The sequence below is a fragment of the Neobacillus sp. YIM B06451 genome (genome assembly GCF_032667185.1).
Taxonomy (GTDB): domain Bacteria; phylum Bacillota; class Bacilli; order Bacillales; family Cytobacillaceae; genus Bacillus_D.
Genome location: NZ_JAVFKJ010000006.1, coordinates 13,252 through 33,032 on the forward strand (window position 1 = coordinate 13,252; position 19,781 = coordinate 33,032).

Annotated in this window: 20 protein-coding genes and 1 tRNA gene; 15 read left to right on the top strand and 6 right to left on the bottom strand. The window is 45.8% G+C overall.

The window, feature by feature from the left end; translation table 11 throughout:
* Nucleotides 1-2: 2 nt before the first annotated feature.
* On the bottom strand, nucleotides 3-1,802 hold the full coding sequence (locus RB160_RS12215) for a TolB family protein (RefSeq protein ID WP_316570644.1): 1,800 nt from the start codon (nucleotides 1,800-1,802) through the stop codon (nucleotides 3-5).
* Nucleotides 1,803-2,300 (bottom strand): RNA polymerase sigma factor, encoded by a 498-nt coding sequence (locus RB160_RS12220; protein ID WP_316570645.1) that lies wholly within the window; start codon nucleotides 2,298-2,300, stop codon nucleotides 1,803-1,805.
* Nucleotides 2,301-2,984: 684 nt separating this feature from the next.
* Between RB160_RS12220 and RB160_RS12225 the strand changes: the two genes are divergently transcribed.
* The 10 genes from RB160_RS12225 (at nucleotide 2,985) to RB160_RS12270 (ending at nucleotide 11,576) form a co-directional block, all read left to right on the top strand.
* Complete coding sequence (locus tag RB160_RS12225; protein ID WP_316570646.1) at nucleotides 2,985-3,431, top strand: YueI family protein; 447 nt, start codon at nucleotides 2,985-2,987, stop codon at nucleotides 3,429-3,431.
* Between the two features lie 176 nt (nucleotides 3,432-3,607).
* A complete protein-coding gene (locus RB160_RS12230; RefSeq protein ID WP_316570647.1) occupies nucleotides 3,608-4,432 on the top strand; it encodes a VanW family protein in 825 nt (274 codons plus the stop codon).
* Nucleotides 4,433-4,584: 152 nt separating this feature from the next.
* Nucleotides 4,585-6,540, top strand: coding sequence for a S8 family peptidase (locus RB160_RS12235; RefSeq protein WP_316570649.1), 1,956 nt, complete (start codon nucleotides 4,585-4,587; stop codon nucleotides 6,538-6,540).
* Nucleotides 6,541-6,650: 110 nt separating this feature from the next.
* Nucleotides 6,651-6,827, top strand: a complete 177-nt coding sequence (locus tag RB160_RS12240; protein WP_316570650.1) for a hypothetical protein — start codon at nucleotides 6,651-6,653, stop codon at nucleotides 6,825-6,827.
* A gap of 289 nt (nucleotides 6,828-7,116) precedes the next feature.
* Nucleotides 7,117-7,452 (top strand): hypothetical protein, encoded by a 336-nt coding sequence (locus RB160_RS12245; protein WP_316570651.1) that lies wholly within the window; start codon nucleotides 7,117-7,119, stop codon nucleotides 7,450-7,452.
* A 21-nt stretch (nucleotides 7,453-7,473) separates the two neighbouring features.
* The gene (locus RB160_RS12250) at nucleotides 7,474-7,839 is read left to right on the top strand and encodes a hypothetical protein (protein ID WP_316570652.1); all 366 of its coding nucleotides are present in this window, start codon (nucleotides 7,474-7,476) and stop codon (nucleotides 7,837-7,839) included.
* A gap of 93 nt (nucleotides 7,840-7,932) precedes the next feature.
* The gene (gatC, locus tag RB160_RS12255; protein ID WP_316570653.1) at nucleotides 7,933-8,226 is read left to right on the top strand and encodes an Asp-tRNA(Asn)/Glu-tRNA(Gln) amidotransferase subunit GatC; all 294 of its coding nucleotides are present in this window, start codon (nucleotides 7,933-7,935) and stop codon (nucleotides 8,224-8,226) included.
* A 12-nt stretch (nucleotides 8,227-8,238) separates the two neighbouring features.
* Complete coding sequence (gatA, locus tag RB160_RS12260; protein WP_316570654.1) at nucleotides 8,239-9,684, top strand: Asp-tRNA(Asn)/Glu-tRNA(Gln) amidotransferase subunit GatA; 1,446 nt, start codon at nucleotides 8,239-8,241, stop codon at nucleotides 9,682-9,684.
* Between the two features lie 14 nt (nucleotides 9,685-9,698).
* Nucleotides 9,699-11,126 carry an Asp-tRNA(Asn)/Glu-tRNA(Gln) amidotransferase subunit GatB gene (gene gatB, locus RB160_RS12265; protein ID WP_316570655.1) on the top strand — a complete coding sequence of 476 codons (1,428 nt, stop codon included), beginning with the start codon at nucleotides 9,699-9,701 and terminating at the stop codon, nucleotides 11,124-11,126.
* A 376-nt stretch (nucleotides 11,127-11,502) separates the two neighbouring features.
* A tRNA-Pro gene (locus RB160_RS12270) sits at nucleotides 11,503-11,576 on the top strand.
* Between the two features lie 100 nt (nucleotides 11,577-11,676).
* Here RB160_RS12270 and RB160_RS12275 read toward each other — a convergent pair.
* From RB160_RS12275 to putP, 3 genes are read right to left on the bottom strand one after another with little or no spacing between them, the layout of a single operon-like run.
* Entirely contained in the window at nucleotides 11,677-12,363 is a 687-nt protein-coding gene (locus RB160_RS12275; RefSeq protein WP_316570657.1) for an NAD-dependent epimerase/dehydratase family protein, read from the bottom strand.
* 48 nt (nucleotides 12,364-12,411) lie between these two features.
* The gene (locus RB160_RS12280; protein WP_316570659.1) at nucleotides 12,412-12,552 is read right to left on the bottom strand and encodes a hypothetical protein; all 141 of its coding nucleotides are present in this window, start codon (nucleotides 12,550-12,552) and stop codon (nucleotides 12,412-12,414) included.
* Nucleotides 12,553-12,572: 20 nt separating this feature from the next.
* On the bottom strand, nucleotides 12,573-14,066 hold the full coding sequence (gene putP / locus RB160_RS12285; protein WP_316570660.1) for a sodium/proline symporter PutP: 1,494 nt from the start codon (nucleotides 14,064-14,066) through the stop codon (nucleotides 12,573-12,575).
* 233 nt (nucleotides 14,067-14,299) lie between these two features.
* Between putP and RB160_RS12290 the strand changes: the two genes are divergently transcribed.
* Nucleotides 14,300-14,851 carry a thioredoxin family protein gene (locus RB160_RS12290; RefSeq protein ID WP_316570661.1) on the top strand — a complete coding sequence of 184 codons (552 nt, stop codon included), beginning with the start codon at nucleotides 14,300-14,302 and terminating at the stop codon, nucleotides 14,849-14,851.
* 44 nt (nucleotides 14,852-14,895) lie between these two features.
* Here the strand turns inward: RB160_RS12290 and plsY are convergent, their stop codons facing one another.
* Entirely contained in the window at nucleotides 14,896-15,516 is a 621-nt protein-coding gene (plsY, locus tag RB160_RS12295; protein WP_316570662.1) for a glycerol-3-phosphate 1-O-acyltransferase PlsY, read from the bottom strand.
* Nucleotides 15,517-15,941: 425 nt separating this feature from the next.
* On the opposite strand from plsY, the gene RB160_RS12300 reads away from it, so the two are divergent.
* The 4 genes from RB160_RS12300 (at nucleotide 15,942) to RB160_RS12315 (ending at nucleotide 19,559) form a co-directional block, all read left to right on the top strand.
* Complete coding sequence (locus tag RB160_RS12300; protein WP_316570663.1) at nucleotides 15,942-16,154, top strand: hypothetical protein; 213 nt, start codon at nucleotides 15,942-15,944, stop codon at nucleotides 16,152-16,154.
* Between the two features lie 219 nt (nucleotides 16,155-16,373).
* A complete protein-coding gene (locus tag RB160_RS12305; RefSeq protein WP_316570664.1) occupies nucleotides 16,374-17,315 on the top strand; it encodes a diacylglycerol kinase in 942 nt (313 codons plus the stop codon).
* A gap of 189 nt (nucleotides 17,316-17,504) precedes the next feature.
* Nucleotides 17,505-18,056, top strand: coding sequence for a cysteine hydrolase family protein (locus RB160_RS12310; protein ID WP_316570666.1), 552 nt, complete (start codon nucleotides 17,505-17,507; stop codon nucleotides 18,054-18,056).
* Between the two features lie 27 nt (nucleotides 18,057-18,083).
* Entirely contained in the window at nucleotides 18,084-19,559 is a 1,476-nt protein-coding gene (locus tag RB160_RS12315; protein ID WP_316570667.1) for a nicotinate phosphoribosyltransferase, read from the top strand.
* The last annotated feature ends 222 nt before the right edge of the window (nucleotides 19,560-19,781 follow it).

The following is a 19,781-nucleotide window of genomic DNA, read 5'->3' on the forward strand; positions in this document are numbered from 1 at the left end:
AATTAGTAACCACTTATTTGATTCATTTTTGGATTGTACTCATATAGCACTTCCCCATTGTCTTGGATTTTACTGAGCACTAGCTTTTCACCTTGCCAAAATTTAGAATGTGCATGATCGAACTCTGCAAGCTGGCTCTTTTCCTGTAGATCATAGATGAACACGCGCGGCCTTTCCAAACCAGGGAAGACATCAGCGGCCACATATCGGCCAGATGAATCGATGGAAAGCTGTTTGATCGTCATGTCTTTTCCCGGGGATGATAGTCTGGCAAGCGGGCTGAACGATTTTCTTTTTCGGTCAAAGATTAAAAGCTGGACGGTGGAATTTCGGTCCTCCAAATCATATTCCTGAAGGCTGAATATAATGTTTCCGGTACCCGGAACCTCCGCCAGTGAGCTGATCCGGATGTTCTCCGCTGTCATGTATTCCTTCGGTATGTCCCCCATCGAAAACAGAGTTTCTGATTGTTCTTCCTCAATGGACCGTACTTCATTTCCCGTCCCGGTGATTTGCTTGTTGGAAATTTCGTTAACTTCAGTTATCCGGTAATGTCCATCTTTTTTCGCGAGGATGAACTCATAGGTGGAAATCTGGTAATATGCATCGGCGGTATATGTCCACTGAACTTCAGCCTGTATCGTTACATTGTTGTTGCTTTCTTCCGACTTGATGATTCGGTACCCGATTTGATGCGGGTTTGATATGGTTAGAAATTCAGGCGGACTTTCCAAAAAGGTTTTTGCGTAGTCGTCATCCCTGTTGATCAAAGCCTGGAGGTACTGTTCTACCGTTTTTTCCGGGCTTATTTCCTTCTCGCTCAGCGAAATTTTCATGACTTTCATCGGAAATCCTTCCTGCTGCTTTAAAACAAAAACCGTATGCCGCCCCGAACCCCATTGGGGCAAATGATAGCTGTATTTTCCTTTGGTTGGATCATCCAGTCCCGCCGGATTGGCTGTTACCTTCTTCTTCGTATCCAAATCGAGGTCCGCAATCCAGACGTCTTCAAAGCTGGAAGTTTCTTTTATATACGTAATGTATAAGCCATCCATCGACACGGCAGGGTCTTTTCCCTCATCAATAATGTTCTCTTTGCCGTTTTTAAGGTCTTTGACCAGTATTTTTCCACCGCGGCTAAACGCCAATTTGTTTTCCTCTTTGCTGTAGACAGGCGCTGAACCGTCTGTAATGGAGGTTTCTTTTTTCTTTTGCAAATCAATCTTTACAATTGCATTTTTGGAACCTGTTTGTTTAACAGCGAATATCTCATCGCCGTTTTTCCATTCTGGATGTGAATAGTTTGCATTGGAAGCCTTGGCAGCAATGGTTACCTTCTTATTCGTCTTCAAGTCCAGGCTGTAAATGCTTCCTCCATTTGAAAAGAGAAGTTTTTCCCCGTTTTCGGTAAAACGAAGGCTTTTGGCCGTTACATCGGCAGCCAACTGGAAGCCATCCTCCGTCATTTCGAAAATTCCTTTCTGTTTGATCGATACAAAAAGTTTGTCATTGTGGATAGCGTAGGCTTCGATTTCGCCGCTGCCAATGTCAAAGAATGAAATGGCATTTGAAATATTCAGCGAATCGGCCTTAACCACCTTCACCTCTTCTCCCCGGAAGTTGCCAAAGAACAACGCGATGAGTACGCTTGCGGCAAGGAATCCGTTTATCCATGGGTTATTCCAGCGCAGGAATTTTCGTTTTCTTACATAGTTTTTCCTTAATTTTGCTTTAAAGGATTGATCAACATGAATTTGGTCACGCAAGGCATATAAAGAACGTTCAATTTTTTCCTCTTCCATTTAGAATTCCCCCAAACATTTTTTGACGAGGGCGCCGAGTTTTTTTGTGATTCGAGTGGATTTTACTCGAAGGGATTCTTCTGTCTTTTTTAATATGAGGGCGATTTCCTTAAATTTCAAACCAGCAAAGTATCGTAAGTTTGTAACCTCAAGGTCTTCTTTTGACAGGTGGCTAAGGCTTTTTTTTAGACACTCCAATTCCCTCGACTCATCGAACGGATCTTCAAAGGGAATCGGCGTGAAATATGAATCGATTTCTTCGCCCAAGGGAAGGCTCTTTCTTTTTCGGTAAAAATCAATAACAGTGTTCCGTGCAATGGCCAAAATCCATGCTTTTGGATTGGTGGGATTGCTTCGGTGCCCCCAATTTTCATAAGCTTTACGAAAAACTTCGCTCACAATGTCTTCGGCATCCCATTTGTTGCCTGTCTTGACGAACACATAACGATAAACATCATCAAAATAATCATCATATAAATCGATAAAAGTTTTACTCAATTGAACCCCCCCTTCAATAATAAAAACGGATTGGGCTGCAAAATGTAACAGTTCAGGAAGAGATAAATGGAAGAATGTGATGGAGTGCTAGCGCAAGGAAGGGGTTGGCTCCCGGAATAATTTTATATCCGGCGAAAAAACCAATTCCCTTTCTACGATGTATACAATTTGAGAAAATAATTGATGATAAGAACAGATTATACATAAATAGACCCAAGCGTAAGGTATTCGTTGTAAAAATATCCAATTTACCAAACGCAACTGCAGTTTGGACAAAAAAGGCAGGCAAGCCCTAGCGAAGACAGGAGAATGAATCAATTTCCTGGAATAGTACACTCGCCAAATGCTACTATTGATAGACGAGGTTTCAGTAAGGACCCCACCGAATGAATTCAACCGCAACAATTATATTCCACTCGGTGTCGGGATTATCATTTCCAAATGGAACAAACAACCGTGGAAATACTGTCCTATTTACATCCGAATTGTACGAATACAATAACCCCTGTCCTTTATGGATGGGGGTTTATGAATACACTGCAATCAGGTTGCCGTGTTCGGCAGCATTGCCGAAGTGGGTGCTTGGGAATTGACAAGCTGTTTTGCGTGAGTTGGCAAGAAAGCTCTTCCCGCACAGAAAAGAGGGCATAATCATACATAGTAATAGCGAATGGGGGGATTGAGATGAAAAAGCCAACGGTCGATGATGTTCTTAAGCAGGGGATTCACGGGCCAAAGGAGGTAAAGCCTGAAGAGAGGCGCCGGTTTTTAGGAACAATCCGGGAGCGGATCCTGGCCGCGCTCACGAAGAGCCAGGTTTACGAACCAGGCACATATCCTGAAGTTGGACAGCTCATGAAAGAGTTTCCTGATGCCCACTTGTTTGTGAACGGTACAATCGCCTATGAGGAATTTTCCAAGTATCTTAAAAAGGCGAATGAAAATAAAATCGAGTATACAATTGTGGCAAACCAGGTACACGATACGGATATTGGGCTGGTGCTTGCCTGCAGCTACGCAGTTGATAAAGAAGAAATATTTATCAAGAAAAGCAGCGATGAGCCGGAAAAGGCCCCTGTGGCCACAAAAAAGGGCTTTTTTGCAAAATTGGGCAGCTTCCTCGGTAAGTGAGTTTTTTACATTATAAGAAATGGGAATCCGAATGACTGGGTTCCTTTTTTTTATGGAAAAAATAGTCCCGAAAAAATGGGTCTTTCTTTTTTTATAAAAACGGATTACGATATTGGTTGAAGTTAGAATCGGATGGTATTTTTCTGGAAAGTACATCTGAAAGGGAGCCATTTTTTATGAACCCAGTTGCTTTAAGGCCAAAGGAACGTTCATCGCTAAGGATCAAGCTTGGCAAAATGTATTATACATCTAGGCGCTATATGGAGTGGTTGTTGAACAATAATAAATTCGCGAAGACAAGGCAAAGGGTCCTCCTACCATATTCGGCATTCGGACATCAGACCCCGCTGCTCCGGAAATTGCAGGGAGTCGATATGTCTTATCAATATAACAAAATCAAAAACTTGAAGCTTGCGATTGAACGGCTAAATGGCATCATTATTCAGCCAGGCGAGACATTCTCGTATTGGAAGCTCATTGGGAACCCGACAAAGAGCAAGGGATATGTCGAAGGGATGGTTCTCCATTATGGACGCTTCACGAAAGGGATTGGCGGCGGACTTTGCCAGCTGTCCAACCTTATTTACTGGATGACGCTCCATACGCCGTTGACGGTAACGGAACGCCATCGCCACAGCTTCGATGTATTCCCGGATTCCAACAGGACGCAGCCATTCGGAAGCGGGGCGACATGCGCATACAACTATCTCGATCTGCAGATTAAAAACGAGACAGACGTACCGTATCAGCTGCATGTCCGCCTGACTGAAACACATCTTGTCGGCGAGTGGAGATGCGCCGAGCCGCAGCTTTATAAGTACCATATATACGAAAAAGATCATAGCATCACGCCTGCTTACTGGGGAGGCTACATCCGCCACAATGAACTGTGGCGCAAGGTTTACAACAGGAAACACAAGCTTGTTGAAGAAGAATTTATAACCGAAAACAATGCAATTATGATGTATGAGCCGCTGCTGGAGCAGCAATCGATAAAGTAAAGAAGGTTGCTGGTATCCGTTCTATTTGGAACAAACGATTTAAGTGGGCTTTCATAATGAAGGATTCTATAACCTTATTAAACAATCTTGCCGATACTGTAAATATCTGAAACTGCCAACGGTTATTCTTTATATGAAAGAAGGAAAATTAATTGAGGAAAGATCCCATGCATCAGGAAAATAGGCAGCATACTCCACGTTTGTTTCGAATGGCATTTATAGTTGGAATTGTTTCTGCGGTTTTGTTTGGTTCCTATGCGCAATTCGCCGTTCCTGTAAGGGCCAGCGATTTTGCGGAGAAGGAAGTTGTCATTGTTTACAAGAATGAAGATGGGAAGGAAAAAGTCCTCGATACCAGCCTGGAGGTTGATTACGAATTTAAGAATGTCCCGGCTGTCGCTGTGACAATGGCAAATGCGGATGTAAATGATCTGAAGAATGATAGGGATATCGCCTATATAGAACCGAATGTTTCATTCAGGATTGCAGGTGAAGAAGACCAGTACGGATACCAGCAAGTAACAGGAAGGGCGAAAACCCGGACCGATGGCTTGACGGGAGCGGGAGTTAAAGTCGCGGTAATCGATTCCGGGATTTCCGCCCACGAAGAACTCGTTATCGCTGGAGGCGTCTCTACTGTGGATTATACAGCATCGTACGAGGACGACAACGGGCATGGCACTCATGTCGCGGGTATCATCGCTGCGAAAAGTGATGGCAAAGGCATGGTGGGAATTGCCCCTGATGTAAAACTGTATGCCGTTAAAGTGATGGGAGCCGACGGCAACGGAACACTTGCGGATGTAATTGAGGGCCTAGACTGGGCAATCGCGAACGGCATGGATATCGTTAATATGAGCCTTGGGACCCCATCAAATTCCCGGGTTCTTCAAAGCCTGGTCGATACCGCCCGCCAAAAGAACATCATTGTCGTAGCAGCGGCGGGAAATGAAAGCACATCAGTTTCTTATCCTGCAAAGTCGGCTGTTGATTCCGCCAAACAATTCGCTTCGTTTTCCAATTTCGGTACGGAGATTGATTTTGCAGCACCGGGAGTGGGAATCGTCAGCGCGTATCCAAGCAATCGATTCGCCCGGATGAGCGGTACATCCCAGGCTGCGCCCCATGTTGCCGGATTGCTAGCGGGCCTTAAGCAAAAATATCCGGACCAAACAGCGGGAGAGTTGATTGAAACACTGAAGCTGTACACAGAGGATCTTGGATCCCCTGGGGTGGACAACCTGTATGGAAACGGGTTGATCAACTACGGCGTTTATGTGGCCCCGACTCCTGCTACGAAAGTGGAAACTCCAGCAGTGCCGGAACCAGCACCTCAGCCCGTACCGGCACCATCGGAAGCGCAGGAACCAGTACCAGCCCCGGTTGCAGAACCTGCTCCGGCCCCAGCCCCGGTGGCAGAGCCAATTCCGGCACCAGCGCCAATAGCAGTTCCGGCGCCTGCGCCAGTGGCAGAGCCAATTCCGGCCCCTGCTCCTATACCAGCGCCAGTTTCCGAACCAGGTCCGGTAGCAACACCAGCACCAGTACCAGTACCGGTAACTGAACCTGTACCACCGGTTTCTGCCCCGGCTCCGGCACCTTCGCCAACAGTGCCTGTGCCATCCGCAGAACAGCCTAAGCTTGCACCTGTACCTCCCCCTTCAAAGGGAGATTGGGAAAAGAGGATCGTCGACCTGAACAACCGCCTTGCCAGCGCGCAAAAGGCGATGGATTTAAAAATAAACAGCACCCAGCAGGCAACAAAGGAATTGGCTGCCGTGAATAAATCCCTTTTCTCTTATAAAAAAGGTACGGTATCTCAGCAGGCCACTGTGGAGTTCATTGGCAAATACCAGGCAATCATCAATGAATTTAACAAGGCGAGGAAAAAGCCGTCCACCTTGTCCGTTGTATCGGTATCAGTAAAATTGTTCACGGATAAGGGTGCGGACCAAAATTTGGTGAAGGCGTACATTAAACGAACTGTAAAAACGTCCGCCGACGCCCAGAAGGTAATAGATGAAATGGCTAGAAAGAAGTACAACACAACCTTAATGGTGAAAATAAAAGCAGAGCTTGCAGCAGCTGAAAAGGCAAAAAAGAAATAAGTTTGGCCGCACGGTTTGTAACCGTGCGGTTTTTTAGTTGTGTTGATGTTGGTTGGTTTGTCAGAATGAGTGACATTGATTAGGCAAAACCTGCAAAGGAAGTCACTCAAATGGTGATGAGTGACATTGATGGGGCCAAATCCGGAGAGGAAGTCACTCAAATGGTGATGAGTGACATTGATTGGGGTAAATCCAGAAAGGAAGTCACTCAAATCGTGATGAGTGACTTTGTTTGGGTAAAATCCGGAAAGGAACTCACTCAAATCAGTATAAGTGACATTGATTGAGTTAAATCCGAAAAGGAAGTCACTCAAATCAGTATAAGTGACATTGATCGTGCTAAATCCGGAAAGGAAGTCACTCAAATTCGCATGAGTGACATTGATTTGGCAAAATTTGAAAAGGAAGTCACTCAAATCGTGATGAGTGACTTTGATTGGGTAAAATCCGAAAAGGAAGTCACTCAAATCAGTATAAGTGACATTGATTGATGTAAAATCCGAAAAGGAAGTCACTCAAACCCCGATGAGTGACATTGATTGGGGTAAATAGGGAAAGGAAGTCACTCAAATTCGCATGAGTGACATTGATTTGGCAAAATTTGAAAAGGAAGTCACTCAAATCAGTATAAGTGACATTGATTGTGCTAAATCCGGAAAGGAAGTCACTCAAATCAGTATAAGTGACATTGATTGGGTAAAATCCGAAAAGGAAGTCACTCAAATCAGTATAAGTGACATTGATTGGGCAAAATCCGGAAAGGAAGTCACTCAAATCAGTATAAGTGACATTGATTGGGCCAAATCCGGAAAGGAAGTCACTCAAACCAGTATAAGTGACATTGATTGGGCAAAATCCGAAAAGGAAGTCACTCAAATCCGGATGAGCGACAAAGAATGGGCAGAATCCTAAAAAGGTGTCGCACAAATCCGGATGAGCGACAAAGATTTGGGCAAAAGCCGAAAAGGTGTCGCACAAATCCGGATGAGCGACAAAGAATGGGCAGAATTCCAAAAAGGTGTCGCACAAATCCAGATGAGCGACAAAGACTTGGGCAAAAGCCGAAAAGGTGTCGCACAAATCCAGATGAGCGACAAAGACTTGGGCAAAAGCCGAAAAGGTGTCGCACAAATCCAGATGAGCGACAAAGATTTGGGCAAAAGCCGAAAAGGTGTCACTCAAATCCGGTTGAGCGACAAAGATCGCCCAAATCCCAAAGTGGTGTCGCTCAAACCCCGGTTGATAAGCGCACAGTTTTTAAAATGTGATGTTATCTACCAAAGAAAAGACAGTTTTTAACCTCAAGCCTGTTGTTAACACCTCCTTCCATTGCGGAGCACAAGAAATTTCTGTTATTATCAATAGTATTATGGTTGAACGGGAGGAATAGGAATGTCGAGGATATCACTTGATCAGGTGAGGCATGTCGCTCACTTGGCAAGGCTTGAAATAAGCCAGGACGAGGCTGAAAAATTCGCCCAGCAGCTGGATGCAATCATCGGGTTTGCTGAAGAATTAAATGAACTGGACACGGAAGGCGTTGAGCCAACATCGCATGTTTTGCCGATGACCAACGTACTGAGGGAAGATAAAGCGGGGCAGGGCCTACCACGCGAAGAAGTATTAAAAAATGCTCCTGACCATAAAGATGGCTTTTTCCGTGTGCCGTCCATTTTAGGCGAATAAGGGGGAACGAACGTGAGCTTATTTGATCAATCACTTTCAGATTTACATAAACTTTTACAAAAAAAAGAACTAACGTCCCTCGATTTAGTCGAGGAATCGTATAAACGGATTGGCGAAGTCGATGGAAAGGTACAGGCGTTTCTTACCCTTGATGAGGAAAATGCACGCCAAAAGGCGAAAGAACTTGATGCCCAGGGGCCAGGCACCATCCTTTCCGGGGTGCCGATCGGGATTAAGGACAATATTGTCACAAAAGGACTTAAAACAACTTGTGCGAGCAGGATCCTAGAGAACTTTGACCCAATTTACAATGCAACTGTCGTGGACAAACTTAACCAGGCGGGTGCCATTACAATCGGAAAGCTGAACATGGACGAGTTTGCGATGGGTTCCTCCAACGAGAACTCCCATTTCCAGGTAACACGGAACCCTTGGGACCTTGAAAGAGTGCCGGGCGGTTCATCGGGCGGTTCGGCTGCCGCGGTCGCAGCGGGGGAAGTTTTATTCTCGCTTGGCTCTGATACAGGCGGTTCCATCCGCCAACCGGCATCGTATTGTGGTGTCGTCGGCATGAAACCTACATACGGGCGTGTATCGCGCTTCGGGCTTGTTGCATTCGCATCATCATTCGACCAGATTGGGCCGATTACAAGGAATGTAAAGGACAACGCCCATCTTTTAGGCGCGATTTGCGGCCTCGACCCGATGGATTCCACGTCCGCCAACGTCGAAATACCTGATTTCACCGCCGGTTTGACAGGTGATGTAAAAGGAATGAGGATTGGAGTGCCGAAAGAATACATGGGTGAAGGAATTGGCGAAGGGGTTAAAAGCTCCATCCAGTCCGCGCTCGAGGTTCTTGAAAAGCAGGGAGCTGTTATCGAAGAGGTTTCCTTGCCGCATTCGAAATACGCCCTGGCGGCATATTATCTGCTGTCTTCATCAGAGGCATCGGCGAACCTTGCCCGTTTTGACGGAGTCCGGTACGGATACAGGACGGAAAATGCCGAAGACCTGATTGATTTGTATAAAAAAACACGGGCGGAGGGTTTTGGCGATGAAGTAAAGCGCCGAATCATGCTTGGGACATTCGCGCTTAGCTCCGGCTACTACGATGCCTATTACAAAAAGGCACAGAAGGCCAGGACATTAATCAAAAAGGATTTTGACGATGTATTTGAAAAATACGATCTTATCCTTGGCCCAACCGCTCCGACTCCTGCTTTTAAAATCGGGGAGAATGTCGATGATCCACTCACGATGTATGCGAACGATATCCTGACAATTCCGATTAACCTCGCAGGCGTGCCTGCCCTGTCCGTGCCATGCGGATTCGAAAATGGCTTGCCGCTTGGGCTGCAAATCATCGGCCGTCCTTTTGATGAAAGTTCCGTCTACAGGGCCGCCTACGCGTTCGAGCAGGCAACAGACTATCATAAACAGCGGCCGGCGCTTTAGGGAGGTAATGCAAAATGAACTTTGAAACCGTCATTGGACTTGAAGTCCACGTTGAATTAAAAACAGAGTCAAAGATTTTTTCGGACAGCCCGAACCATTTCGGCGCTGAACCAAACTCGAATACATCCGTTATCGACCTTGCCTATCCAGGCGTCCTGCCGGTTCTAAACAAGAAGGCGGTCGAGTATGCCATCAAGGCTGCAATGGCGCTGAATTGCGAAATTGCGCCCGTAACGAAATTCGACCGGAAGAACTATTTTTACCCAGATAACCCGAAGGCTTTCCAGATATCGCAGTTTGATAAGCCAATTGGCGAAAACGGTTGGATTGATATTGAAGTGAATGGCTACAAGAAGAGAATCGGCATTACAAGGCTGCATTTGGAGGAAGATGCCGGCAAGCTAAACCATGTAAAGGGCGCTTCACTCGTGGATTACAACCGACAGGGAACGCCGCTCGTTGAAATCGTGTCTGAGCCGGACATCCGTACCCCTGATGAGGCGTATGCGTATCTTGAAAAACTGAAGTCGATCATCCTTTATACCGGCGTTTCCGATGTGAAAATGGAAGAAGGTTCGCTCCGCTGCGATGCGAACATCTCCATCCGTCCGGTTGGTCAGAAGGAATTCGGGACAAAAACGGAATTAAAGAACCTGAACTCGTTCAATTTCGTCCGAAGAGGCCTTGAGTTTGAAGAAAAGCGCCAGCGCGAGGTTGTCAGCGCGGGAGGGACCATCCAGCAAGAAACCCGCCGCTATGATGAAGCGACCGGAGAAACGATTCTGATGCGTGTCAAAGAAGGATCTGAAGACTACCGCTACTTCCCTGAGCCAGATTTGCTCGATGTTGTAATCGATGAAGAGTGGAAGGCCCGGATTCGCGCGGAAATTCCGGAACTGCCTGACCAGCGTATTGAAAGGTATGTATCGGAGCTCGGCTTGCCGGAGTACGATGCGAAAGTTTTAACAGCGACCAGGGAAATGGCTGATTTCTTTGAAGCATCGGTCAATGCTGGTGTAGACGCAAAGCAGGCATCGAACTGGCTCATGGGCGAAGTTTCCGCATACTTGAAGGCTGAACAGAAGGAGCTCCATGAAACTGGACTTACTCCAGAGAACCTGACTGGCATGATTAAACTGATTGAAAACGGTACGATATCCTCGAAAATCGCCAAGACCGTGTTCAAGGAACTGATTGAGCATGGCGGCGACGCTGAGCAAATAGTGAAGGAAAAAGGGCTTGTACAGATCTCAGACGAAGGTGCCCTTTTGAAAATTGTTAATGAAACACTCGATGCCAATCCGCAGTCCATCGAGGACTTTAAAGGCGGCAAAAGCAAGGCCACTGGCTACCTCGTTGGCCAGATTATGAAAGCGACAAAGGGCCAGGCAAACCCGCAGCTTGTAAATAAAATATTGGCCGAAGAAATTAGAAAACGATAAATCACAGCCGGTGGGGAAGAATCCGCCGGCTTTCTCTTTTTTTAAAAAAAGGTTCCATGAGCCAATAGAGCGGTAAATGGGCGCCTTTCGTACACATAATGATTGTCGAATAATTCCATAAGCAAGGCGACTCATTACGGCAATTTTTTTAGAATAAATTTGGGCGATTCCCATGTAGGATATGGATTTAGCGAAATTCAATCAAACGTTTGATTGAATTTGGTTTTGCCAAAGGGTGTCGGAACTTCGGAATCAATAGTGTGGAAAACAGCTAGGTAAAAAGTTATAATAAAAGTAGGTAATTTGGTACCCGACAAGCAGCTTTAGAGGCGGGGACACAAGTGCAATAAAGGATTTGGAATGCCATATTAAGTATCGGGATGTAGCTCAGCTTGGTAGAGCACTAGCATGGGGTGCTAGGGGTCGCAGGTTCAATTCCTGTCATCCCGATCGAAAAAAGGAAAGCGTTCAACTCATTGGAATTCAATGTGTTGGACGCTTTTTTAGGTGGTGTTATAGAGGCCTGAGGTGTTCTTCGAATTTGATTGCATTAAAGTGAAGGAGGCAAAGGATTAGATTTTTGGATATCCTCCATATCTCCGACTGAATAGGTTCGGATCCCTTTTGATTCTTTCTGGGCAACGAGATACATGGCAGCCGCAACTGTCTTTGCATCTACTCCCATCCGGCTCCTTAATTGGCTGCCAAATATGGAACTTAAACCGCGAACAACACCAATTGCTATTTTTTCAAAAAAGCGAAACTCATCACGTTTCCCCAATAGTAGGGAAGGTTGGAAAATTGACATAGCTTCATAGGGGATTTTTTTAAGTTTCTCCTCGAGTTCTCCTTTCATCCTTTGATACCAAATACGTGAATTCTTATCAGCATTAAAAGAACTGACGATTAGAAAATGCGTGGCGCCTTTCTTTTTTGCCAATTCCGCCATAGCAATAGGGTATTCCACATCAATCCGATACATGGCTTCCTTTGTCTTAGCCTTCTTGATTATCGTTCCCAATGTGCAAAATACATCATCAACAGTAAAGTATTGTTCTACGTCTTCCAGCCGCTCAAAATCACAAATCACCTCAACAAGGTTTGGATGTTTAACTTCAAGAGGCCTTCTTACTAATGCATAGATTTTTTCGTAATTTTGGCTATGGATAAGGTGCTGAAGCAATTCATTCCCTACCAGGCCAGTAGCTCCTGCTATTAGTGCTGATTTTTTATTCATTTCATAGTCTCCTATTAAAATGTTTGCCTTAAAAGGATCTTCTTTTCCTTAAAGAATAGGCTTTAAGTTGAAGAAAGTAAATATTTGCGCAGTGATGCCGTACGTTTCAAAATAGTTTCCAATTTCATCGATGACGAACTTTGGTTGCGTCCCCTGCTTCACTTTGGCAGAAAAAAGCCGGGCGCCCACAATGGGCCCCGGCCTCCTGCCTATTCGTTTTTTAATAAGTGCATGCTTTGGTCAAATTCGGTTTCAATTTGGTCATTTTTCTTGTATGTTATTAGGCTGACGATATAAATCACGACCAGGTTGAGAATGAAGCCTGGAACGATTTCATAAAGCTTTTCGCCAAAAAAGACTTTGCCAAGGTTATAGTTGGACCATACAATGACTGTGACGGCTCCGACGACCATCCCGGCGATGGCTCCCCAGTTGGTCATTTTCCTCCAGAAGAGGCTCATGAGGATAATCGGGCCGAAGGAAGCGCCGAATCCAGCCCACGCATAGGCGACAAGGTCCAGGATGGTGTTGTCCTGGTCGAATGCCAATGCCGCCGCGACAAGTGAGACAACCAAGACAGACATGCGGCCAAGAAAGACAAGATGCTTGTCTGATGCATCTTTTTTGACGAGGATTTTGTAAAGGTCCTCAACAAGTGCGCTTGATGTAACGATTAGCTGTGAAGAGATCGTACTCATGATGGCCGCAAGAACCGCTGCCAGCATAAAGCCTGCCACAATTGGATGGAACAGGATTTGGCCAAGAACGATAAAGACTGCTTCCGGGTTGTCGAGTTTCACGTTTGTGTTTTGTTGGAAGTAGGCGATACCGACAAGTGCGGTGAAAATAGTTCCAACAAGAGAGAAAATCATCCAGCCCATGCCAATCCTGCGGGCATTTTTAATTTCCTTCACATCCGTAATCGCCATGAAACGGACAATAATGTGCGGCTGGCCAAAATAACCAAGTCCCCATGCCGCAGCTGATATGATGCCAATGAGTGTTGTTCCTTTCAGAAGATCCAGGAAGGCTGGGTTTACAGCTCTTACTGTTTCAAATGTTTCAGAAGGGCCGCCTGTCGCAAAAATTCCGATAGCCGGAACGAGCAGCAAAGCAATCAGCATCATCAAGCCCTGAATAAAGTCTGTATAACTTACGGCAAGGAATCCGCCAAATAATGTGTAAGCAACGGTAACTCCGCCAACAATATACAGCCCTGTCAGATAGCTTGTCCCGAAAGAACTCTCGAAGAAAACGGCTCCGGCAACAAATCCGGAAGAAACATAGAAAGTGAAGAAAACAAGAATAACAATGCCGGAAACGATTCTTAATAGCTTTGTTCCATCTTTGAACCTGCTTTCCAAATAACTTGGAATCGTAATCGAATTGTTCGAAACCTCTGTGTATGCGCGGAGGCGCGGCGCAACCAAAAGCCAGTTGATGTAAGCACCGGTTGTAAGGCCAATCGCGATCCATGCATCGGCTAAACCGGATAAATAGATACCCCCAGGCAACCCCATTAACAGCCATCCGCTCATATCGGCAGCACCGGCACTCAATGCCGTTACCGCAGGGCCGAGAGAGCGTCCCCCAAGCATGTAATCGGTAAGGTTGCTGGTCTTACGATAGGAATACCAGCCGATAAAAAGCATGGCACCCATGTATATCCCAATCGATATGAGTTGAAGCACCCCATCCGTCATACTATTTCCCCCTTTGCAAAGTTGGAAAATATTTTTAAAAATATTGCATATTTAAAAAATATTCTCTCATCTTACTGTATAATATAATTATTTTTCAAGTCAACCCGAAAAATTTTGGTACAATAATAATTTACAAATTTCGGAAAGTAATCCCCTTGTGATTGAACAAGGAATTTGTAAACAGGGGAAAGGATTAGTAAGATAAAAGAAAAAGGATTGAAAGGGTGCGCAATATGGATTTGAATAGCTGGTTTGAAAAAGCGATCCTGGTTGATGAGTACATAGACAATATGAAGACCCACAAGGAAGGGATGCTTGAAGTCTACAGGAATTTTGAGCTGTCAGAGCCTCAAAGGGCGAGCCTAGAAGAAGTAAAGGGAAAGAAACTCCGCGTTATAGGCCTTACGGAGGATTGGTGCGGGGATGCGATGTTGAACAACCCCATCCTTTTGAAAATAGCCGAAGCCGCGGATATGGAAGTCCGCTTTTTGCTGCGGGATTCCAATCTTGAGTTGATGGACCAATATCTTACAAACGGTACATCAAGAGCGATTCCGATTTATATTTTTATCGACGCGGAAGGGCAGGAATACGCTGTCTGGGGACCGAGAGCCCCGAAGGTCCAGGACTTTGTGGATCGTGGGCGGGCCGGGCTGCCTGAAAAGGACGCGCCTGACTTCGAGGAAAAACAAAAAGCGTTTTACAGAGATTTAGTTGAATCGTACCGGACAGATAAGGGGTTCTGGCAAACTGTTTCGGAAAGTATTATCCAGAAAATAGTATAATCACTATACTATAAAAGCAGCTTCGATGTAGAAGCTGCTTTTTATCATTTAAATGGGAAAGTTCCGCCGGGTGGGATCCTGTCTTTTTTAATGTTTTTATCATTAATCTTCGGTTCGATTCCCAAAATCAGATTCCGGATATTCGAACGGTGCAGATAGACAAGTAGCAATGTAAAACATCCGAACAGAAGGCTATACCCCGCTTGAGGGAAGATGAATGAATAGATAAACAGGGAGAGGCCCACAGAGATGGAGCCAAAAAAGACATATTTCGTTATGTAAGTTATGAAAATGAACGATACGTATGCGGCCAAAAACATCGGCAAGCTGGTTGCAAGCAGGACTCCGGCCGTTGTGGCAATCGCCTTCCCGCCCCTGAAACCGGCAAAAATGGGGAAGCAATGCCCTACGACGGCAACCATCCCAAGATAAAGAGGATCTCCTTCAATGGGGAGAAAGACGGGGATTGAGGCGGCGAGGGCCCCTTTTCCGGCATCAACGGCAAGCACAAACAAGGCGGCCTTCTTTCCCATAACCCTTAGTGTGTTTGTTGCACCGGGGTTATTGCTGCCGTGTTCGCGGATATCAACTCCATACACAAGCTTGCCCACAATGAGGGCGGTCGGGATTGACCCTATTAAATAGGCGATCAGGATTGCCAGCATACTATCATTCCTTTTATCATTGTACTGGTTGGATATGGAATATATTGTATCATATGGTTTTGAGGGGAAGAAGTAGTTTGAAAAAGAAGAGACCTATGAAGCTAGTATATTCGCCCTGACTGGGTTTATAACGTTTCATTTTAATAGAAGGAAGAATTTTTTGCGATTTTTGTAGAAAATTGCTTATTTGTTTCGTCTACATATATAGGTGGCATCCAGGGACAAGGATATTGGTGCCAGAGCCGCAGAGGGGGACGGCGGAATGAGACCCCACAAAACAGGTGAGGGACCTTTTTGCCGGTTTGAAAAGAAGGGGGATACAAAGATGAAAAGGATAAATTGGACGAAGGTATGGATTGGAGTGGCTATTGCTTCAACAGCACTGCGAGAGCCCTCTCTTAAAAAAATAGGGAAAGCTGCAAGCAATGTTTAAGTATCTTTCAATCGTGGCTGCCTTGCTTTCCATTGTGTTATTTTATGCAAAGCCGTTGCCTTATGCTGGCTGGTTTGCTGCTGCGGCAGCAGTTTTTGGTTTTGGCTACGGATTGATCAGCCTGTTGAAGGAAAAAGATAATTGGGGAAAAGCTTCAATACGGCTGAATTTGCTGGCTATGGTCATATTGCTGTTTGGACAATGAATCAGAGCATTCCTGCAATGGGTGGATGTTCTATTACTGTGGGTCTACCTGTATCAATCGGCGAACCTTTCCGTAACTTTTGCATTAAGCTTGCGCCAAGCTGTATGATAGGTACTGATTCCCCTTAAATTCCATTGCGGAAGCAAATGCGATACGTTATGATGGAAGATGGCGGATGGATTTAAATGGGAATAGCATTTTGAAATAGGGATGATATGTATGAAAAGAGCGCGAATTATTTATAATCCTACTTCTGGAAGGGAAATATTCAAGCGCAACTTACCCGAAGTTCTTGAGAAACTTGAAAAAGCCGGATATGAAACTTCCTGCCATGCGACATCTGGCGCTGGGGACGCAACCAGGGCGGCGAAAATTGCGGTTGAACGCCGTTATGATATTGTAATTGCGGCAGGGGGAGACGGGACGATTCACGAAGTCGTCAACGGGCTTGCGAATCAGGAGTATCGTCCAAAGCTGGGCATAATCCCGATGGGAACGACAAATGACTTTGCCCGTGCGCTTCATATCCCAAGAGATGTAGAAGCAGCTGTTGACATCATTGTCAAAGGGAACCGTATTCCGGTCGATATCGGAAGAATCAATGATAAATATTTTATAAACATTGCTGGCGGCGGACGCCTCACAGAGCTGACTTATGAGGTGCCGAGCAAGCTGAAGACGATGCTCGGCCAGCTAGCTTACTACCTTAAAGGAGTGGAGATGCTCCCGTCTATCAAGGCGAGCCATGTCTGTATTGAATATGACGGAAAGCTTTTTGAAGGGGAGGCAATGTTCTTCCTCGTCGGGCTGACCAATTCAGTAGGCGGTTTTGAAAAGCTTGCCCCGGACGCATCCCTTAATGATGGCATGTTCACGCTGATTATTTTAAAAAAGCTGAACCTGGCCGAGTTTATAAGGGTTGCGACACTTGCTGTTCGAGGCGAGCATATCCACGATGAACACGTCATTTATACAAAAGCAAACAGGATCAAGGTGCATTCAAACGATAAAGTGCAATTGAATCTTGACGGGGAATTCGGTGGGCTGCTTCCTGCGGAATTCGAAAACCTGTACAGGCATTTCGAAGTATTCGCGCCAATCGAGGACTTGCGCCCGGAAGATATCCCGGCCGATTGGATTCCAGGAAAGAAATACAGCTAATGAGTAGTTCCGTTCCTTTTGGGGCGGAACGTTTTTGTTTTGTAGTTGAGGATGAACAATACCATTCTCCCGCCAACTTGTGGTATTCTAATTTGGAATGTTGCCATTCCTGTGAAAAAGGGAAATGGCGAAAAGGAAATTTAATGGTACAATGGGATTGGTTCTTATTTTGCAAAAAGGGGTGGCAAAATGGGTAAAAGAGCTTTGCTCAATATCGACTATACATATGACTTTGTTGATGATGCTGGCGCATTGACGTGCGGGAAGCCGGGACAGGTTATTGAACAGAAAATAGTGGAATTGACCGAAGAGTTCATCGGGAACGGGGACTATACTGTGTTTGCGATTGACGTCCATGACAAGGGCGACGAGTATCATCCGGAGACGAGGCTGTTTCCTCCGCACAACATCCGCGGGACAAACGGGCGTGACTTGTTTGGGGAACTGCAGAAGGTGTATGATGCGAATAAGCATCTCGAAAATGTATACTATATCGATAAAACCAGGTACTCAGCCTTTGCCGGAACCGATTTGGAAATAAAATTGCGTGAGCGCGGGATTACCGAAGTGCATCTTGTAGGGGTGTGCACGGATATTTGCATCCTGCATACAGCCGTGGATGCTTACAATAAAGGCTTTAAGATTGTTGTTCATAAGGAAGGCGTCGCATCATTTAACCAGGCCGGCCATGAGTGGGCGCTCGGCCATTTTGAAGGGGCGCTTGGGGCCGAGGTTAGGTAGCCGACATAACACAAAGGGGTTAGCAGAATGAAACACATCTATAAGGATGACAGCTATGCATTGCATACCGATCTTTACCAAATTAACATGGTCGAAGCATATTGGAGGGACGGCATCCATAACCGGAAAGCCGTATTCGAGCTTTATTTCCGGAAGCTGCCGTTTGGAAACGGCTATGCTGTGTTTGCCGGCCTAGAGCGGATTATTGAATATGTGAACGGCTTACGGTTTACCGAAGAAGATCTGGACTATTTGCGGCATGAAGTTGGTTATGCCGACGATTTCCTTGAATATTTAAAAGGATTGCGTTTTACCGGCACAATCAGGGGGATGAAGGAAGGCGAACTCGTTTTTGGAAACGAGCCGATTCTTCGTGTCGATACAACCCTCGCCGAGGCGCAGCTTCTCGAAACAGCTCTGCTTAACATTGTGAATTACCAAACACTCATCGCCACAAAGGCTTCTCGGATCATGCATGTCATTGGCAAGAATGAAGTAGCAATGGAATTCGGGACAAGGCGCGCCCATGAATTCGATGCTGCAATCTGGGGGACTCGCGCGGCGTACCTGGCAGGTTTTCATGCAACGAGCAACGTCCGCGCTGGCAAAAAGTTTCATATCCCTGTGGCTGGAACGCATGCGCACGCAATGGTCCAGGCTTACCGGGATGATTACACAGCGTTTGTAAAATACGCGGAGACACATAAGGACTGCACATTCCTTGTCGACACGTACGATACGCTTCGTTCCGGGGTACCCGCGGCCATCAGGGTGGCTAAGGAAATGGGCGACAAAATCAACTTCGTCGGCATCCGCCTCGACAGCGGCGACCTTGCCTACCTGTCCAAAGAGGCCCGGAAAATGCTCGACGACGCGGGTTGCAAGGATGCAAAGATTGTGGCGTCCAGCGATTTGGACGAGTATACCATCCTTCATTTAAAGGCCCAGGGTGCGAAAATCGACAGCTGGGGCGTCGGCACAAAGCTGATAACAGCCTTTGAACAGGCGGCGCTTGGGGCAGTGTATAAAATTGTCTCGATCGAAGATGAAAACGGCAAAATGATGGATACCATCAAAATTTCCTCTAATCCCGAAAAGGTGACAACGCCGGGATTGAAGAGGGTTTATCGTATCATAAATAACCGGACAGGCTACTCCGAAGGGGATTACATCACGCTTGAGACAGAAAATCCCCAAGAGGAAAAGCGGATCAAGATGTTCCATCCGACACATACGTACATCAGCAAGTATGTGTCCAACTTCACAGCTAGGGAGCTTCACGAAGATATTTTCGTCGGCGGCGACCTTGTCTACGAAGTACCATGCCTGGAGGAATCCCGCGAGTTTTTGGAGAAAAATCTCTCCGAAATCTGGGATGAATACAAGCGGACAGCCAACCCAGAGGAATATCCGGTCGATTTGAGCCAGAAGTGCTGGAATAACAAAATGCGCAACATTGAAGAAGTAAAGGAAAAGGTTGCCGCAATGTTCGAAAAAGAATAAAGAGGAGGCCCCGGCTTGTGGAGAGTCAGGGTTGTTCCGCGAAAGGCGTCCGGTTTGCCGGGCGCCTTTTTGAGTGGATAAGAACTTGCATCCGGCATATAGCTTTTCAGAATTTCGTGCTTCCTCGAGTCAGAAGTTGCCCATATGATTCTATAGTAACCTTGTAAAATCCAAACTTCCCCCATTTGAAACATAAACGGTTCGCAAAAATATGGCTTTTCC

Bases quoted from the DNA above. Each gene is read 5' to 3' on its own strand.
- RB160_RS12240 (WP_316570650.1), top strand. From the start codon at position 6,651: ATGGTGATGAGTGACATTGATGGGGCCAAATCCGGAGAGGAAGTCACT.
- gatC (WP_316570653.1), top strand. From the start codon at position 7,933: ATGTCGAGGATATCACTTGATCAGGTGAGGCATGTCGCTCACTTGGCA.
- RB160_RS12275 (WP_316570657.1), bottom strand. From the start codon at position 12,363: ATGAATAAAAAATCAGCACTAATAGCAGGAGCTACTGGCCTGGTAGGG.
- RB160_RS12245 (WP_316570651.1), top strand. From the start codon at position 7,117: ATGAGTGACATTGATTTGGCAAAATTTGAAAAGGAAGTCACTCAAATC.
- RB160_RS12230 (WP_316570647.1), top strand. From the start codon at position 3,608: ATGAACCCAGTTGCTTTAAGGCCAAAGGAACGTTCATCGCTAAGGATC.
- RB160_RS12305 (WP_316570664.1), top strand. From the start codon at position 16,374: ATGAAAAGAGCGCGAATTATTTATAATCCTACTTCTGGAAGGGAAATA.
- RB160_RS12315 (WP_316570667.1), top strand. From the start codon at position 18,084: ATGAAACACATCTATAAGGATGACAGCTATGCATTGCATACCGATCTT.
- plsY (WP_316570662.1), bottom strand. From the start codon at position 15,516: ATGCTGGCAATCCTGATCGCCTATTTAATAGGGTCAATCCCGACCGCC.
- RB160_RS12215 (WP_316570644.1), bottom strand. From the start codon at position 1,802: ATGGAAGAGGAAAAAATTGAACGTTCTTTATATGCCTTGCGTGACCAA.
- putP (WP_316570660.1), bottom strand. From the start codon at position 14,066: ATGACGGATGGGGTGCTTCAACTCATATCGATTGGGATATACATGGGT.
- RB160_RS12300 (WP_316570663.1), top strand. From the start codon at position 15,942: ATGTTTAAGTATCTTTCAATCGTGGCTGCCTTGCTTTCCATTGTGTTA.
- RB160_RS12225 (WP_316570646.1), top strand. From the start codon at position 2,985: ATGAAAAAGCCAACGGTCGATGATGTTCTTAAGCAGGGGATTCACGGG.
- RB160_RS12290 (WP_316570661.1), top strand. From the start codon at position 14,300: ATGGATTTGAATAGCTGGTTTGAAAAAGCGATCCTGGTTGATGAGTAC.
- RB160_RS12310 (WP_316570666.1), top strand. From the start codon at position 17,505: ATGGGTAAAAGAGCTTTGCTCAATATCGACTATACATATGACTTTGTT.
- gatB (WP_316570655.1), top strand. From the start codon at position 9,699: ATGAACTTTGAAACCGTCATTGGACTTGAAGTCCACGTTGAATTAAAA.
- RB160_RS12250 (WP_316570652.1), top strand. From the start codon at position 7,474: ATGAGCGACAAAGATTTGGGCAAAAGCCGAAAAGGTGTCGCACAAATC.